10 protein-coding genes and 1 pseudogene are annotated in these 16,902 nt (G+C 49.5%); 7 read left to right on the top strand and 4 right to left on the bottom strand.

Translation table 11 applies throughout. The features are described from left to right. Positions 1-8: 8 nt before the first annotated feature. The 4 genes and pseudogenes from ureG to ACFOLF_RS08785 form a co-directional block, all read left to right on the top strand. Positions 9-671, top strand: a pseudogene (gene ureG / locus ACFOLF_RS08800) (urease accessory protein UreG); the annotation flags it as partial. Between the two features lie 211 nt (positions 672-882). Next, a complete protein-coding gene (locus ACFOLF_RS08795) occupies positions 883-1,761 on the top strand; it encodes an urease accessory protein UreD (protein WP_210038052.1) in 879 nt (292 codons plus the stop codon). A gap of 136 nt (positions 1,762-1,897) precedes the next feature. Continuing rightward, the gene (locus tag ACFOLF_RS08790; protein ID WP_210038051.1) at positions 1,898-2,359 is read left to right on the top strand and encodes a MarR family winged helix-turn-helix transcriptional regulator; all 462 of its coding nucleotides are present in this window, start codon (positions 1,898-1,900) and stop codon (positions 2,357-2,359) included. Positions 2,360-2,550: 191 nt separating this feature from the next. Further along, positions 2,551-3,318 (top strand): TIM barrel protein, encoded by a 768-nt coding sequence (locus tag ACFOLF_RS08785; RefSeq protein WP_210038050.1) that lies wholly within the window; start codon positions 2,551-2,553, stop codon positions 3,316-3,318. A gap of 112 nt (positions 3,319-3,430) precedes the next feature. Here ACFOLF_RS08785 and ACFOLF_RS08780 read toward each other — a convergent pair whose 3' ends face one another. Further along, positions 3,431-3,778 (bottom strand): LytTR family transcriptional regulator DNA-binding domain-containing protein, encoded by a 348-nt coding sequence (locus ACFOLF_RS08780; RefSeq protein ID WP_210038049.1) that lies wholly within the window; start codon positions 3,776-3,778, stop codon positions 3,431-3,433. Positions 3,779-4,036: 258 nt separating this feature from the next. Here ACFOLF_RS08780 and ACFOLF_RS08775 point away from each other — a divergent pair, with 258 nt between their 5' ends. After that, complete coding sequence (locus ACFOLF_RS08775; RefSeq protein WP_210038048.1) at positions 4,037-4,312, top strand: hypothetical protein; 276 nt, start codon at positions 4,037-4,039, stop codon at positions 4,310-4,312. 339 nt (positions 4,313-4,651) lie between these two features. On the opposite strand, the gene ACFOLF_RS08770 is transcribed toward ACFOLF_RS08775, so the two are convergent. The 3 genes from ACFOLF_RS08770 to ACFOLF_RS08760 form a co-directional block, all read right to left on the bottom strand. Then, entirely contained in the window at positions 4,652-5,653 is a 1,002-nt protein-coding gene (locus ACFOLF_RS08770) for a lipoate--protein ligase (RefSeq protein ID WP_210038105.1), read from the bottom strand. A 157-nt stretch (positions 5,654-5,810) separates the two neighbouring features. Beyond that, positions 5,811-11,027: an Ig-like domain-containing protein gene (locus tag ACFOLF_RS08765; RefSeq protein ID WP_379219615.1), complete on the bottom strand. Its 5,217-nt coding sequence runs from the start codon at positions 11,025-11,027 to the stop codon at positions 5,811-5,813. A 242-nt stretch (positions 11,028-11,269) separates the two neighbouring features. Then, a complete protein-coding gene (locus ACFOLF_RS08760) occupies positions 11,270-13,105 on the bottom strand; it encodes a motility associated factor glycosyltransferase family protein (protein ID WP_379219439.1) in 1,836 nt (611 codons plus the stop codon). Positions 13,106-13,426: 321 nt separating this feature from the next. Between ACFOLF_RS08760 and ACFOLF_RS08755 the strand changes: the two genes are divergently transcribed. Beyond that, positions 13,427-14,593: a sn-glycerol-1-phosphate dehydrogenase gene (locus ACFOLF_RS08755; RefSeq protein ID WP_210038045.1), complete on the top strand. Its 1,167-nt coding sequence runs from the start codon at positions 13,427-13,429 to the stop codon at positions 14,591-14,593. Positions 14,594-15,535: 942 nt separating this feature from the next. Then, complete coding sequence (locus tag ACFOLF_RS08750; RefSeq protein ID WP_210038044.1) at positions 15,536-16,882, top strand: ABC transporter substrate-binding protein; 1,347 nt, start codon at positions 15,536-15,538, stop codon at positions 16,880-16,882. Positions 16,883-16,902: the final 20 nt, after the last annotated feature.

Below are 16,902 nucleotides of genomic sequence, written 5' to 3'. Positions count from 1 at the left end.
TATGTGTAATGTGTCAAGGACAAGGTCAGGGTCATCATCATCATGGATGGGAACAGCCGGCGATCGATCGTTCCCGTCCCATACGGATCGGTATCGGCGGGCCGGTAGGGTCGGGAAAGACAGCGCTTGTAGAGCGGATGGCAGGAGCGCTTAAAGATAAATACAGCGTTGCCGTTATAACCAACGATATCTATACAAAAGAGGATGCCCGCATTCTGGCGGCTACCGGCGTACTGCCAGAAGAGCGCATTATCGGCGTGGAGACAGGGGGCTGCCCGCATACGGCCATTCGCGAAGACGCTTCGATGAATTTCGAAGCCGTGGATGAGCTGACCAGCCGGTTCGAAGGGCTTGATCTGATTTTTATCGAGAGCGGCGGCGATAATCTGGCAGCTGCCTTCAGTCCGGAGCTTGTCGATCGTTTTATTTATATTATTGATGTGGCTCAAGGCGAGAAAATCCCGCGTAAAGGCGGTCCCGGCATCATGCGGTCCGATTTGCTCGTGGTCAACAAGATTGACCTTGCTCCGTATGTTGGCGCCAGTCTGCAGGTTATGGAAGACGACACAAAACGAATGAGGGGAGACCGCCCTTATGTGTTCTCCAATCTGTTCGGAAGCGTTGGCGTGGAACAAATTGTCGGTTGGCTTGAGCATGAGCTCGCTCATGCCCAAGGCGTGGATCATGATCATCTGCATGCAGATCAGCCGCAGGCACACAATCATAATGAAACTCATGGCCATAATCCTAATGCAGCTCAAGACCATAATCACGATCATAACCATGACCATGACCATGATCATGACCATGATCATAACCATAACCATCATACCCGCGATCATGGGCATGTGAAAGCTTCAGAACCGGCGGCTGAGCATAAGCATGAACCGGGCACCGTACACACCCATAATCACGTTTAATCATACGCAGGCAGCAAGGGTATCCCATCTGCGAGCCGCCTTCGAGCGCCGGGGCGGTCAAACGCAGGTGGAGTCGAAATACCACACAGCTCCTGTGAAAATTGCGAAGACCTTCCCTATGGGAGGACCTGTGGGGGTTATGGTTATGGACGTCTCGCCGGGTCTCTTGGCCGGCGACCGGTATGAATTTGACTGGACGGCCCATGAAGATGCTCACGTTTATTTGACTAATCAATCCTTCACCAAGGTGCATCCATGCCCGGACCTTGCCAGCGGCTCCTCCATGAGGCAGACCTTTGCGCTTTCGCCCGGGGCTATCTTGGAAAATATGCCGGAGCCGGTCATGCTGTATCGGGATGCCGCTTTCTCAAGTGAAACAGTGGTCAATCTTTCGCAGGCTTCAGTCTGGATGCAAGCTGAGGTATTGTGCCCCGGCAGGACGCTCAGAGGCGAGACATTCGCTTACCGTATTTACCGCAACCGATTGAAGGTCAGCTATGAGGGCGAGCTTATTTTCGCCCAGCATCAATTGATCGATCCGGCATCGGATATGCTGAGCGCTCCGGGCTGCTTCGGCGGTTTGACGCATACAGGTGCATTTTATGCCTTCTCCGATCAAATCACGGCCAAGCACATTGAGGCAGTCCGCGATGCCGTATCAGGTCTGAGTGTCAGAGAACAGCACCCGGTCATTGCCGGTGTAACGGAAACACATAAGTATGGTTTTGCCGTGATGGCAGCGAGCACGGCAGCATGGCCGCTTCAGGAAGCGTTGGCAGCTGCCTGGGAGGCGACGCGCGCTGCTCTCCTGGGGATTGGGCCGCTGCGGCTTCACAACTAAAGGATGACGGATGATCCACTGCGGATTATCTGTCATCCTTTTATTTGTGGTATAGTAAGAAAGGGTATCTCTTTTAGATATAAATACTTTACAACTAAAATATATTGTTCTAAAATAATAGGAGAATGAATAAAGGATGTGGGCCATCATGAAGGAGCAGCGTCAAAAGGATTTTCTTTCGTTAGAGAATGCGTTTATTCAAATGAAGCGGCGCATGGATTCAGAATGGACCAAGACGAGCAATTTCGGCTTAAATGCGATGCAGGCCCGTATCCTCATCAGACTTGATGAAGATGGTTCCCAGAAGGCTTCGGCGCTTGCCGAGCAGCTGCTGATTACGGCGGGTGCGATTACGGGCATCGCCGATAAGCTCATCGATATGGAATATCTGGAGAGAGTACGCGATCTGGAGGACCGCCGCGTCGTTTATCTGGTGATAACGGATAAAGGAAAGGATGTCGTTCAGAAGCTGAAGGACAAGCGCGCGGAAATTTCGGAAATGATGTTCACAGGTCTGTCGCAGGATGATGTGCGTGAGCTGACCCGCCTGTTTAATCAGGTTATTGCCAATATGGATAAGGCGAGAGAGCGGGAATAACAACATTTGTGCAATCTGAAGCCTTGAATGAGGATCGTATACAGACCGTTATTGCCTTTGGCGATAGCGGCTGTTTTATTTTTGCCGGGTTAAAGTGGAGGAATAGAAGGGAATGCCTGGACTTTTGGCGGAAATATGGCATACTCGTTAGTAAGTCTGATTTTGATATGAGCTGGAGGGAACCTTGGATTATGAAATTTTCATTATGCATTGGAGCGTACCCGGAAAAAGATCTTATTTATCATTTGGAGAAAGTAAGCGAGCATGGATTTGCCGGCCTGGAGTATTATGCCTGGTGGAACATCGAAGATTTGAAAACGGTTGCGAAAGAGCAGCAACGGATCGGCTCCGGCATAACGGCGACCTGCACAAAATCATTTAATCTGGTCGATGACCGCAAGCGGGATGTTTACATCGAGGATCTGAAGCAGACCATTGAAGCCTGTCATACGCTGGGGACCAAATCCATCATTACGCAAACCGGCCAGGTCATAGACGGCCTGCCGCGTGAATATCAGCGTAAAGCGATGGTTGAGACTTTGAAACGGTGTGCGCCGCTTTGTGAACAGGCTGGAATTGTGCTCGAGGTGGAGCCGCTGAACGGGATTGTGAACCATCAGGGGCATTTTGTCCAATATTCATACGAGGCTGCGGATATTATCGATCAAGTGGACAGTCCATATGTCAAGCTTGTGTTCGATGTGTATCATCAGCAGATTACCGAAGGTCACGTCATTGCCAACGCGACTCGCTACAAGGATCGTATCAACCACTATCATATTGCCGACAATCCGGGACGCAATCAGCCGGGCACGGGCGAATTGAACTACCTGAATATTCTGCAGGCCATTCAGAATACCGGCTACGAAGGCATCGTGGGGCTGGAATGCGGCTATACGATCGATACGGATGAGGCGCTGCTGCAGTTCAAACGGGAAATTGCCGCAAGACTCGAATAGGGATTGAAAAAAAGCCTTGATGACATCAGGAGATTGCTCTCTTGACCGTCAAGGCTTTTCTTCTGCGGAAGGACTGTGTCTAGTGATGGAGTTTGCTATATGTCCTGCCCGATTACATCGCCATTGGCTTGCGGGCGGCAAGCAGATTCTTGATCTGGTGCTGTCTCCACTTGGATACCGGGACCTGCTTGTCATCGCTGCCGCATCCTTGGAATTGAATAATTCCATCGGTGAGTGACATGATTTTCCCGGAATTGACGTAGCAGTTCGCGTTGACCTTCACGAATCGTCCGTCAGCTATATAAGCGTTTAGTTGATCAGCAGACATGCTTTTTTTTATGTTATAATTTCTGCCGTGGAAGCTAACGAGACCCAGACGGCCGACGTTGAAATAAAGAATATCTGTCTCCACCTCAAAGTTCTCATACACATTACGCTCGCTCAATGCCACATTCATCATGTAACGCGCCCCCTTAATAAGATGAATTTGTTAGCGCTTTCATAATATCATAAAATTATACGTAAGGGAACGGTTTTTTTGTGAGAAATGAAGAAAATTTTTGGAGGAAATGCAAAAATTCCGGACAATCTATTTACATTTGATTAGGAATAAGGTTCATGCCTAAAGTCGGAACCCTTTTCTTTTTCAGGTTTATCATGTACATTTTAGGTAGACAAGCTATCGTTTCTTTGCTGATGAAATAAGGGGGATTTAAGCGTGAATATTAAGATTATAAGTGCCAGCATGACCCATGACGCCGAAGAGGGATATAAAGGGAATGTGATCTTCGAGGTTGAGGGTCATAAATATCCGTATGAGGTGACTCTTCTTACTAAAAAAGGGAAAATGTGGGATTACAGCTTGAGCTTCAGCTCGGAATCGGGATCTGAAGAAGAGATCTTTGCGGTTGAGCAGGCGATTGAGGAAGACGATGAGATCTTCGACCGTATCGTGGAAGCGGCTGAGGACAGCTTGCCGCAATCGGAAGAATAAGGTAAGGCTAAGCATGGCAGATTCGGGGACCAGTACTGGCTCCTAAAGGGAAGATGAAAAGAGCAGAGCCGCCTTGATGGCGGACTGCTCTTTTTGCGTTTGCATATGGCTCGAAGGATGGCGTACGACCGTTCCTGTGTGAACATGTAGAAATTATATCGTCTCACAGCTGTTTTCTGTACATTGTGAGGGGAGAACCCTGCCGCTTTTAGGAGGCGGGTGGGCGTTTCTTCGCCATAGATCCTTAGCTGTTGTATACGTGGGTATTTGCGCCTGCCTGTACAAAAATCCGTTGTCCAATATGCGGCATCCGGAAAATGGCTGCTGTGAAATCCTTCTTTAATCCTGCGGCAGCAACAGACTTGTCAGTTCATCAAGGGTCAAGGCCCCAAAATAACGGCTGAGCTCGACCGATGCAAGTGCCTGGCGGATGGCCGCTTCATCGTAAGGAATGCCTGTTAGCAGTTGTTCAACCTCAGCAACATCATAGGCACCGAAAAAATCACCAAATATCTTGATGCCTTTTATGCGGCCGCCCTCCACGTCTAGGCGGGCATCGATGATGCCTGAGGCGAATTTGCGGATATTCTGAATGTTGGATTTGGGCGAACGGCCGTAATTCCAATCCCAGCTGCGGTAACGCTCGTCCGCCAGCCGCTGGGCAGCCGACCAATCCTCGTCGCTGAAGCGGTATTCAGGCACATCCTCAGGCTCACAATGAAACAGCTCCCGCAGCAGGGCGGAGCGGAACTGTTCGGTCGTCATGGGCTGCTCGAGAAATTCAGAGATATTGGCTACACGGCCGCGGACCGATTTGGTCCCTTTGGACTCGATTTTAATCGATTTGACCCGCAGGGCTGATGCTACATTTTCCATCGCAGAATTGAAGAGCAGTGTGCCATGGGTGAATAGTCGGCCCTTCGAGGCGAATTGGGCATTTCCGGATATTTTACGTTCTCCCACCTGGATATCGTTGCGTCCGGTAAGCGCAGCCTCCACACCAAGTTTATGCAGCGCATCGATTACAGGCTGGGTGAACTTGGCGAAATTATGAAAGGAGCTGCCATCATCTTTGGTGATGAAGCTGAAGTTCAGATTGCCAAGGTCATGATAAACGGCTCCGCCTCCGGATAGTCGCCTTACGACATGGATTCCTTGTTCATTGACATACTCCGCATTGATTTCCTCTACAGTATTCTGGTTCTTACCTATAATAATGGACGGCTCATTGATATAAAAAAGCAAATAGCTGTCGTCCATGGGCAAATTGCGAAGCGAATATTCCTCCAGCGCGAGATTGAACGCAGGATCCGTTATGCCCCGATTGTCCAGAAAAAGCATCATGATGGGACCTCCTATAGGTGAATGGTAATTGGTTGTTCTTCCATTAGAGCAAGGAAGAAGGGGAAAGTCAAACGCCGGATTTAATGTGAATTCCTTAACTGATGAAGTGGCAAAGAAAAACTGACGCCGGATGTCGGCGTCAGCTCATTTTTCTTTACGGTTGTTGCCCGGTGTTTTGTTGATTCTGAACGAGATAATCCATTAATCGGGTTATAATGGCGGCCATTTCTGCTCTGGTTACGGCTTTGTTCGGTTGGAAGCTGCCGTCCGGATAACCTTGGAGGATGCCCAGTTCCACTGATTTGCTGACTCCGGCAGCGGCCCAGGCCGGGATTTTCGCACCATCCTTGAAATCGGCGGGTATGCCAGAAGAAGATGGGTTGGCTTTAGCATCAGCAAGTAATCGGGCCAAGACCGTTGCGATTTGGGCTCTCGTCAGGGAGCTTTGCCCATCGAAGCCTGTGGTGCTTCCTGACATCAGGTTGTTTTGGAGCATGGCGGCAACATAGGGTTTTGCCCACTCAGGTATGCTTGCCGCGTCCGGGAAATGATCCAGAACACTCAGATCCGATTTCATGGGATCGAGTTGTAAAGCTTTGGCTAATACGGTAGCGATTTGATAACGGTTCGTTGGTTCCTGCGGTTTATAGGATTGATCTTCAAAGCCTTGAATGATGCCAAGACTCATCATCTTCAGAATATCCTGGTTTGCCCAATTCCCGGAAGTATCGGACGGCTGGAAGATATTCTTATCGTCCATGACGGCGATCCAGCTCCCGGAAGGAATATTTGCAGAAAGCAGACTGATCGTCTTCGTGGTTGGAACAGCAATCCAGGCTTGATAACGCTCATCGAAATAATAAATCAAGGTTGATTTTGAAGTCGCCTGGGTTACTTTGATTTCGATTTGTTTGTCAGACTCATTTGCTTTGAAAGGCTGTACGATGACATTGGCCTGCTTCTGATCAACTATGACAGGCGCCTGTTCCTCAGTATCCTGGCTGTCGTCGTTGGAGTCATTGTTTGTGTTGCCGGTCGGCTGAGTCGGATTCTGGTTCGTCGGGTTAGATGGATTCGGATTATTTGGGTTGTTGTCCGGAATCGTGTTTGCATTTGTTGTCCCAAACGACCAGTTCTGCCCATGCAGACCGGAGAACAAATTATGACTCAAATCGGTGAACGCGCCGCTGGAGATCTCGACATAATACGAGGTATCCCCGGATAAATTCACGTCGGGATTGATGATCAGCTGATAGGAGCCGCTAATACCGGTCGCCCCGCTGAAGGAGGCATGCGTCATCTGGCCGCTGGTGATGGAAAAGGTCTGGGCGACGGAATCGTCGACCATGCGGTGAATGACGATGTTGCCTTCGCCGAGGATAACGGGTTCGTCAAAGAAAAGGGTCAGGTCGGTATCGACCGCGGCCCCGGAGGTGTCCGGGGAGAACATCCATAGACTGGGCTGTGCATCCCAGGTGGTAAAGCTCCAGGTGGTTGTATCGTAAATACCGGCGAAGGGATTGCCCGTCTCATCGACGATGGCGCCGGAGGAGATCTGAACATAGTAGGACGTGTCCTGCAGCAGGTAGGGATAATGGAACAAATCGAGGGAAGCCGGGTCATGAGGGGAAACGGAAGCTGTGCCCGAAAGGACAGAACCGCCGGATACCCAAACGGTTTCAAGGGCAGTATCCTCGCCCTGCTGGAACAACTGAATGGAGCCGGTCCCCAACTTAATGTATTCGTTAAAGGTGATGGTCAAAGGACCAAAATTGCCAGCGAAGACGGTCTCATCCCCAGAAGGCGAAAAGGAAACAGCCGCAGGCGCCTGATCGTCGGTGGTGCCAAACGACCAGTTCTGACCAAGAAGACCGGAGAACGGATTATGGTTCAAGTCGGTGAACGCGCCACTGGGGACATCGACATAATACGAGGTATCCCCGGATAAATTCACGTCGGGATTGATGATAATCGCATAGGAACCGCTAATACCGGGCGCCCCGCTGAAGGAGGCATGCGTCATCTGGCCGCTGGTGATGGAAAAGGTCTGGGCGACGGAATCATCGTCCATGCGGTGAATGACAATGTTGCCCTCGCCGAGGATAACAGGTTCGTTAAAGAAAAGGGACAGATTGGTATCGGTCGCGGCCCCGGAGGTGTCGGGAGAGAACGTCAATAGCCCTGGGGATTGATCCCAGGTGGTAAAGCGCCAGGTAGTCGTATCGTAAATACCGGCGAAGGGATTGCCCGTCTCATCGACGATGGCGCCGGAGGAAATCTGAACATAATAGGACGTGTCCTGATCGAGATAATCGAGATGCCGAAACAGATTGATGGAAGCCGGGTCATAAGGGGAAATGGAAGCCATGCCCGAAGGTGCAGCCCCACCGGATACCCAAATGGTGTCCAGAGGTGTATCGTCATCCTGCCGGAACAACTGAATGGTGCCGGTCCCCCACTGGACATTTTCATTGAACGTAATGGTGAACTCGCCAGGGAAGACGGCATCATCCCCCGAAGGCGAAAAGGAAACAGCCGCAGGCGCCTGGTCGTCGGTGGTGCCAAACGACCAGTTCTGACCAGGCAGACCGGAGAACGGATTATGGTTCAAGTCGGTGAACGCGCCGCTGGAGATCTCGACATAATACGTGGTATCCCCGGATAAATTCACGTCGGGATTGATGATCAGCTGATAGGAGCCGCTAATACTGGTTACACCGCTGAAGGCGGCATGCGTCATCTGGCCGCTGGTGATGGAAAAGGTCTGGGCGACGGAATCGTCGGCCATGCGGTGAATGACGATGGTGCCTTCGCCGAGGATAACGGGTTCGTCAAAGAAAAGGGTCAGGTCGGTATCGACCGCAGCCCCGGAGGTATCCGGGGAGAACGTCCATAGACTGGGCTGTGCATCCCAGGTGGTAAAGCTCCAGGTGGTTGTATCGTAAATACCGGCGAAGGGATTGCCCGTCTCATCGACGATGGCGCCGGAGGAAATCTGAACATAATAGGACGTGTCCTGATTGAGATAATCGAGATGCTGAAACAGAATGATGGAAGCCGGGTCGTGAGGAGAAACGGAAGCCATGTCCGAGGGTGCAGCCCCACCGGATACCCAAATGGTGTCCAGAGGAGAAGAATCACCCTGCCGGAACAACTGAATGGAGCCGGTCCCCAACTGGACATTTTCATTGAACGTAATGGTGAACTCGCCAGGGAAGACGGCATCATCCCCAGAAGGCGAAAAGGAAACAGCCGCAGGCGCCTGGTCGTCGGTGGTGCCAAACGACCAGTTCTGACTATGAAGACCGGAGAACAAATTATGACTCAAATCGGTGAACGCGCCGCTGGAGATCTCGACATAATACGAGGTATCCCCGGATAAATTCACGTCGGGATTGATGATAAACGCATAGGAACCGCTAATACCGGGCGCCCCGCTGAAGGAGGCATGCGTCATCTGGCCGCTGGTAATGGAGAACGTCTGGGCGACGGAATCATCGTCCATGCGGTGAATGACAATGTTGCCCTCGCCGAGGATAACAGGTTCGTTAAAGAAAAGGGACAGATTGGTATCGACCGCGGCCCCGGAGGTGTCGGGAGAGAACGTCAATAGCCCTGGGGATTGATCCCAGGTGGTAAAGCGCCAGGTCGTGGCATCGTAAATACCGGCGAAGGGATTGCCCGTCGTATCGACGATGGCGCCGGAGGAAATCTGAACATAATAGGACGTGTCCTGATCGAGATAATCGAGATGCCGAAACAGATTGATGGAAGCCGGGTCGTGAGGAGAAACGGAAGCCATGTCCGAGGGTGCAGCCCCGCCGGATACCCAAATGGTGTCCAGAGGGGAAGGATCGCCCTGCCGGAATAACTGAATGGTGCCGGTCCCCAACTGGACATTTTCATTGAACGTAATGGTGAACTCGCCAGGGAAGACGGCATCATCCCCAGAAGGCGAAAAGGAAACAGCCGCAGGCGCCTGGTCGTCGGTGGTGCCAAACGACCAGTTCTGACCAGGCAGACCGGAGAACGGATTATGGTTCAAGTCGGTGAACGCGCCGCTGGAGATCTCGACATAATACGTGGTATCCCCGGATAAATTCACGTCGGGATTGATGATCAGCTGATAGGAGCCGCTAATACCGGGCGCCCCGCTGAAGGAGGCATGCGTCATCTGGCCGCTGGTGATGGAAAAGGTCTGGGCGACGGAATCATCGTCCATGCGGTGAATGACAATGTTGCCCTCGCCGAGGATAACAGGTTCGTTAAAGAAAAGGGACAGATTGGTATCGGTCGCGGCCCCGGAGGTGTCCGGGGAGAACATCCATAGACTGGGCTGTGAATTCCAGGTAGAAAAGCTCCAGGTGGTTGTATCGTAAATACCGGCGAAAGGATTACCGGTCGTATCGACGATGGCGCCGGAGGAAATCTGAACATAGTAGGACGTGTCCTGCAGCAGGTAGGGATAATGGAAAAAATCGAGGGAAGCCGGGTCATGAGGGGAAACGGAAGCTGTGCCCGAAAGGACAGAACCGCCGGATACCCAAACGTTTTCAAGGGCAGTATCCTCGCCCTGCTGGAACAACTGAATGGAGCCGGTCCCCAACTGGACATTTTCATTGAACGTAATGGTCAACTCGCCAGGGAAGATGGCACTATCCCCAGAAGGCGAAAAGGAAACAGCAGTAGGCGCCTGATCGTCGGTGGTGCCAAACGACCAGATCTGACCAAGCAGACCGGAGAACGGATTATGGTTCAAGTCGGTGAACGTGCCGCTGGGGACATCGACATAATACGAGGTATCCCCGGATAAATTCACGTCGGGATTGATGATAATCGCATAGGAACCGCTAATACCGGGCGCCCCGCTGAAGGAGGCATGCGTCATCTGGCCGCTGGTGATGGAAAAGGTCTGGGCGACGGAATCGTCGGCCATGCGGTGAATGACGATGGTGCCTTCGCCGAGGATAACGGGTTCGTCAAAGAAAAGGGTCAGGTCGGTATCGGTCGCGGCCCCGGAGGTGTCGGGAGAGAACGTCAATAGCCCTGGGGATTGATCCCAGGTGGTAAAGCTCCAGGTCGTGGCATCGTAAATACCGGCAAATGGATTACCGCTTAAATCCTCAAAAGCCCCTTCGCTGATTTGAACATAATATCGACCTGTAAGATTGTAATCTGGATTTAATAGGACGGTATTTCCGCTTAATGAAATCATACCGCCTGTTGAATGACCACTCAATATTGAAATATTCTGATTAAGATTATTATTATCAAGACTGATGATTTGAATATTCCCGTTGCCGAGATGGACGGAACGGTCAAAAACAAAAGTAAAATCCGAATCGGAGGAAACTCCGCTTCCAACAGGCAAAAAATTATTCAAATTAGGACCGGCGCTGGACAAAATGGAATAAAACAGCTGTCTGTTTTGAAGCTCTTCCTGTTTTTGTTTCTTTGTGATAATAGCTGGAATATTACCAGGCGCAGGTGAAGAAGCATGAGCAATAAAAGGCGAAAACAAATTAAAAAGATGAGAGGTGGCCGTCCCTAGTGTCAACAGCTTTACTGTTTTTTGAAGCGCACTCTTTTTGGGCTTTTGTTTTTTCTTCAAGTTCAACGTAACCTCGCTTTATGTGATGGTAGTTGGTCTATGGTTTGATTGAGTTGATCAAAATAGGGTTGGATTTTTCTGAAATCTTCATATACGTCATATAAAAATTGCCCGAATAACTGAAGAAGAAGAGCAGCTTTGCGCTCTGCATTTTTTTCGATCTTAATCGTGACGGTTTTGCTGTACAACTGCTCATAACGGACGCGGTTCATTTGCCGCAGAAATAATTGAAAATACATATTTTGCTGCAAGGTTTTAAATAACTCGTCAAAGTGTTGAAATAATGCTGGACTTTGATCGTTTTTTAGCTTGAGCATAGCAGCCTGCATCTGTATGAAGATCTGTTTGATTTGCTGATACTGTTTGAGCATATCTTGTTTTCTTGAATGAATATGATTGTGATCAGAGACACCATTCTCAGGCTGGTTGCTCCAGTTTGGACTTACTACTTTCTCAGTCAAACTCGTTTGCATGGTATCGGTCAAAGATTGGAATTTGGCGCCTAGAATGCTTGCGCCGTCTTGGGTTGTGTTAATAATAGCCGCCTGCGGATAGAGCCGGATATAATGCTCCATTTCCTTGCGCATGAGATCCAGACTTGCTGTTGTTTTGACAGGAGTTCCATTGACGCCGGGAACGGTTAATTGGTTTGGACTTTCGCTATGTCCATAGGGCACACCCTTCGAGTAAAACTGATTATCCCGGTAAGCGAAGTTTTGACCGACAAGAATGATCGCGGAGCATTTCATCGCCAGCAATACCTGCAGGGTAATGACCGCAATCGATGGTGCGTCCTGCAGCACAATTTCCTTGGCAGGTTTGAAATAATAGGAGTATATCGGATCCTGATTAATCGGAATATGAATTTTGTCCCAAGGAAACTGATCCAAAGTATCCTCGCCAACTGTAGTACCGTAGACAAGAGGAAACCCGGTTGTGTTTTCATTTATGGCACGTGAGAACACTTTTTTATTTTCAGTACTGGGATCATAAGTGAAAGCAGCATCCGGAATGAGCCCATTCTCAATAAAACAGTTGATGGCCGATCCGACGCAAAAAATATAGGCGGTGCCGTTTTCTTTGATCTGCCGAAGATTCTCGATCTCATCCTGCAGGGACGGACCTGCGGCAACAAGCAGGACCGGTTTGTTCTCAAAATGCTTGCGATAGTCGAATATGCTTGGCGTATTCAGGGTATATTTGAAATTTCTGAAGCTGTTCAAGATCCACTTTTTTTCATAATGATGATTCGTGACCAGTGATTGCTGCTTATACTTGATAACAGCCTGAATGCCCTCCAGAAATTGCTTATGTAAGCCGCTGAATAACTTTACATAGGACGGAAGAGTAATAACGGTAAAACTTCCGGGTGCTTGATAAATAAACGATTTGATATTCTCCGTTGTGAGCTTGGGATTGAACCCGAAATACAGGTTCCGCAGCATGGTCATATTCAAGTCCTCTAGCGAAACTTCGGATAGAAAAGCCTTGAGCACCTTTGCCGATGGTTCATAAATAGAATAGGGCACTCCGGGGTACCGGGAAGCAAACAGTTTGATATGGTACCCCAGCCCCGCGCCAAAAAACAAAACATGATGCTCCGGCTGACTTAATTGCTCTGTCAGAGGGGCAAGCAGCCGCCCGGCCTCTGCATGAGGATCGGAAGGATCATGCAGGGGGATTTCCAATTGCTCCTTACGAGCCGTCAAGTTTGGGAAGGTGAAGCCGGATCTTGTCAGAGATAAGGGATCAGCAGCCGAAAGCTGATTCAATGAGCCAAGAGATTCAAATAAATCAGAACGCACCGATTTCAAATAATTAAGATTTCTACTTAGCATTAGCACCACCAAAATGTAATGTGACTTATTTTTAAGATAAAGCGTTATTCGACATAGAACTACAATTTCCCTATTTTTCCAATGAAATAAATGGAAATTGACATCGGATTTATGAGCCTTTCGACCTTGTTTTATAATAAAAAAGGTAATGTAGATTCAAATCTCTTATCCTTAAACTCGGGAGAGCTCATATACTTATATCGTTTATTTCCGTGTATTTTGTTTTATGAGGTGAATTCCCCATAATTTCGCTATAATAAGGAAAAAGCAGATGATTACAAATAGATAAGAAAATACTGAACCCTGCAGAGGAGATATAATATGAGTGATTCCATGGTTAAAATCAAGCATGCCGCCAGACAAATGGGCTTCGCAAACGGGGAAGGGTTATTTCCCGACCCCATTCTTATTGAAGCCGGTGGCATTACGCAGGCGGCTCCTTATATTGTTGATAACGGATACAGAAATATTGTCATAGTGGCAGATGACCATACATACCGGATAGCAGGACAGCAGCTAGTAGACAATTTGCAGCAGCTTGGTTTAACGGCGGCCGTCACATTGATCAAGCCCGACAGGCAGGGAGATGTGATTGCCGATGAAGCATCCATCATCCAGCTGATTCTCGACATTCAGCGCACTGCTGCTGATTTGGTGCTGGCTGCCGGCAGCGGGACGCTGCATGATATAGCCAGATACGCCGCATATACGACGAAGCTGCCGTTCGTATCCGTCCCGACGGCTCCGTCTGTAGACGGCTTTACCTCCAAAGGCGCGCCGATCATCATCCGCGGCGAAAAAATAACGGTCCCGGCAATCGGGCCTGTGGCGATTTTTGCCGATCTGGATATTTTGCGCGCAGCGCCGGGAAAGATGGTTGCTGCGGGATTCGGAGATATGCTGGGCAAATACACCTCGCTGTTCGACTGGAAAGTGGGCAAAATTACAGCAGACGAGCCTTATTCGACGCTTGTTGCCGACATCACGGAAGAGGCGCTGGAAGCCTGTGTCCGGCATGCCAGAGAGATCGGGAACCGGACAGAGAAAGGAATTCGCGTTCTGATTGAGGCGCTCATCGATTCGGGATTGGCAATGCTGTTGTTCGGGCAGTCGCATCCCGCTTCGGGAGCGGAGCATCATCTGTCCCACTATTGGGAAATGGAGTATATCCAAACCGGTAAGAGGCAGCTTCTCCACGGCGCGAAGGTGGGAGTAGCCTGCGCTGAAATTACGGCATTGTATCATAAATTCGCTGCCGGACAACAAGCGCAGGCGGTGACAGGATGGAACGAGATCAGCCCCGAGCTTGCGAAGCTCCCGGATGAGGCTGAAATTCGCCGCCTGCTGCAGATAGTCGGAGGACCTTCCACAATCGCTGAGCTTGGTCTCGATCCGCAGCTGCTGGAGCGAAGCAAGCGGGAAGCATATCGCGTCCGCTTGAACCGGCACACGCTTCTGCGTGCGATCAGCGAAATTCCGCAAGGTTGACAATAGGGAAAGTAGGCTAGAGCTTCATTATTATGCGGGCAGCACCAGACGGTGCTGCCCGTAATGGCAAGCTCGCGCAATGGCAAGCTCGCGCAATGGCAAGCTCGCGCAATGGCAAGCTCGCGCAATGGCACTGGGACAATGGCTGCTGCAGCAAATGGTGGGAACACAGCACGCCAGCTTCCTCCCCCGATTGCGGTTTTTAGCAGGATATTACGCCATTGCATACCAAAAAAAGCCTCCTAGTGCACTTTGAAAGTGCGCTGGAGGCTTTTCGCTCTAATGGTAAATGTGATGGGAATAGTTCAGCATAAGCAGCAGGCTGCTCCCGCAATGACTTATTATCTGCTGCGTTTTTTGCTGTGTTTTTTTACGGATTTGCGTTTGCTGGATACTCTGCACATGATATCTTTTTCGCTATAAGTGTACATATGCTGAGGTACAGGCACGCAGTGATGCTGATTAATGACTTCGATCTGGTGAATAACAGGCTGTACCTGCGGATGGTAGTAGTCGTTCACAATATATTGCGGTGGATCAAAGATCGCAGGCAGTGGAGGACAGCATTGGTCTTCACATGGATTACCATGATTAGTAGACATGGTTCAAACTCCCTTCATGGTTAGGATTGGTTTTCTGTATATTCTATGTTCGAGTACAACCAGATGATTGTACACTTGCCTCATAGACAGTTGTCTGCGGTACAGATAACTGCTAGAACACAACATCTCTTTACCTGCAGTTACCAATAAATTCAATTTATTATGTTATGAAATATGACATATTAAATGGACTTGATTCTTTTTCTGATAATAATCGCGAATATATTTATAACAAACAAAATGCAGACAATAAAAACAATATATAACCATTTTAATGTTATGTTAATTAACATAATATTTATGTAAGCGATAACGCTTATATGGACTGGAGGAATCGGACATGAAGAAAACAGCGTCTTATGTATTGCTGCTGACTTTGATCATGGCACTCTTGGCAGGGTGCGGCAGCAACGCGAACAATGGCAGCACAGGGGGCAACACGGCAGCAAATAATGCAGGCAACACGGCGGAGGGCGACAACGCGGCTCCGGGCGATGACGCAGCCGCAGGCGGCAATGCCGCTTCCGGCGACGAAGAAATCAAAGGCGAAATTACGTGGGCGACGCACAGAACCGAATTGGTCGACACGGATCTCAAGAAGTATGTAGAGAAGTTCAAAGAGAAATACCCTGGCATCACGGATGTGAAGATTGAAGGTCTGAAGGATTACGAGCAAACGATCCGTGTACGTATGGCGGCGAATGAGCTGCCGGACGTATTGTCGCTGGTTGAGACGAAGCAGGAGGATCTGCCGAAGTTCTACGAGCCGCTTGACGATCTGGGATTGACGGACAATATCTACTTCAAGGACTTCAGCTCTTACGAGGGCAAGCTTTACGGGATTTCCCAGCAGGTAGCCATCAATGGACTGGTTTATAACAAGAACGCTTTTGAAAAAGCGGGCATCACAGAACCGCCAAAAACGCTCGATGAGCTGATGGCTGATTCCGAAAAGCTGAAGGCGGCTGGAATTGTACCGATGGCCACCGCATTCAAGGATGCCTGGACGCTTCAATACTGGACTGATCCGGCAGAGTTCATTTATGGAAGCACGAAGCTGCGCAATGATAAATTAAAATCGGATGCACCATTTACAGTAGACGGCGCATATGGACAAGGACTTGGCATTCTGAAACAAATGAACGACAAAGGATATTTGGAGAAAGATGTCTACTCCGCAAGCTGGGATCAAACGCAAAAAGACCTGGCAACCGGCAAAACAGCGATGATGTATATCGGGAACTGGCTCTTCTCTTCCCTGATTACCAACGGGTTGCCGCTGGAGGATATCGGATTTGTGCCGCTGCCCTATGACAACAGCGGTACTTACAAAGGCATGATGCGCAATGACTGGGCATACGCCGTCAGCAAGAACAGCAAAAACAAGGCAGCAGCCAAAGCGTTCGTTAAATTCATGCTGGAAGAATCCGGCGATTATGCTGACCATATGATTATTTCGCCAATCAAGGACAAGCAGCAGGATCTGCCGCAAATCACGCAATTTATGAGCTATAATCCGACGATGATGGAAGCGGAGCCCGTTAGCGCGGATGTTACGGCAATCGAGCAGAAAACGCAGTTCGATCCGTTTAAATTCATTCAAGAGGTGGTCGTCAAGGATATGAAAGAGGTATTCGACGGCTATAACAAGAAGTGGGCTGCGGCCAAGGCTGCGCTGAATAAATAAGCGGCTTGCAGATGGACGGT

Source organism: Paenibacillus sepulcri, assembly GCF_042647105.1.
Classification (GTDB): domain Bacteria; phylum Bacillota; class Bacilli; order Paenibacillales; family Paenibacillaceae; genus Paenibacillus_Z; species Paenibacillus_Z sepulcri.
Note: the sequence above shows the minus strand (reverse complement) of the source record. Positions and strands in the feature narration are given on the sequence as shown.

Bases quoted from the DNA above. Each gene is read 5' to 3' on its own strand.
- ACFOLF_RS08795 (WP_210038052.1), top strand. From the start codon at position 883: ATGAACCGGGCACCGTACACACCCATAATCACGTTTAATCATACGCAG.
- ACFOLF_RS08790 (WP_210038051.1), top strand. From the start codon at position 1,898: ATGTGGGCCATCATGAAGGAGCAGCGTCAAAAGGATTTTCTTTCGTTA.
- ACFOLF_RS08785 (WP_210038050.1), top strand. From the start codon at position 2,551: ATGAAATTTTCATTATGCATTGGAGCGTACCCGGAAAAAGATCTTATT.
- ACFOLF_RS08780 (WP_210038049.1), bottom strand. From the start codon at position 3,778: ATGATGAATGTGGCATTGAGCGAGCGTAATGTGTATGAGAACTTTGAG.
- ACFOLF_RS08770 (WP_210038105.1), bottom strand. From the start codon at position 5,653: ATGCTTTTTCTGGACAATCGGGGCATAACGGATCCTGCGTTCAATCTC.
- ACFOLF_RS08760 (WP_379219439.1), bottom strand. From the start codon at position 13,105: ATGCTAAGTAGAAATCTTAATTATTTGAAATCGGTGCGTTCTGATTTA.
- ACFOLF_RS08755 (WP_210038045.1), top strand. From the start codon at position 13,427: ATGAGTGATTCCATGGTTAAAATCAAGCATGCCGCCAGACAAATGGGC.
- ACFOLF_RS08750 (WP_210038044.1), top strand. From the start codon at position 15,536: ATGAAGAAAACAGCGTCTTATGTATTGCTGCTGACTTTGATCATGGCA.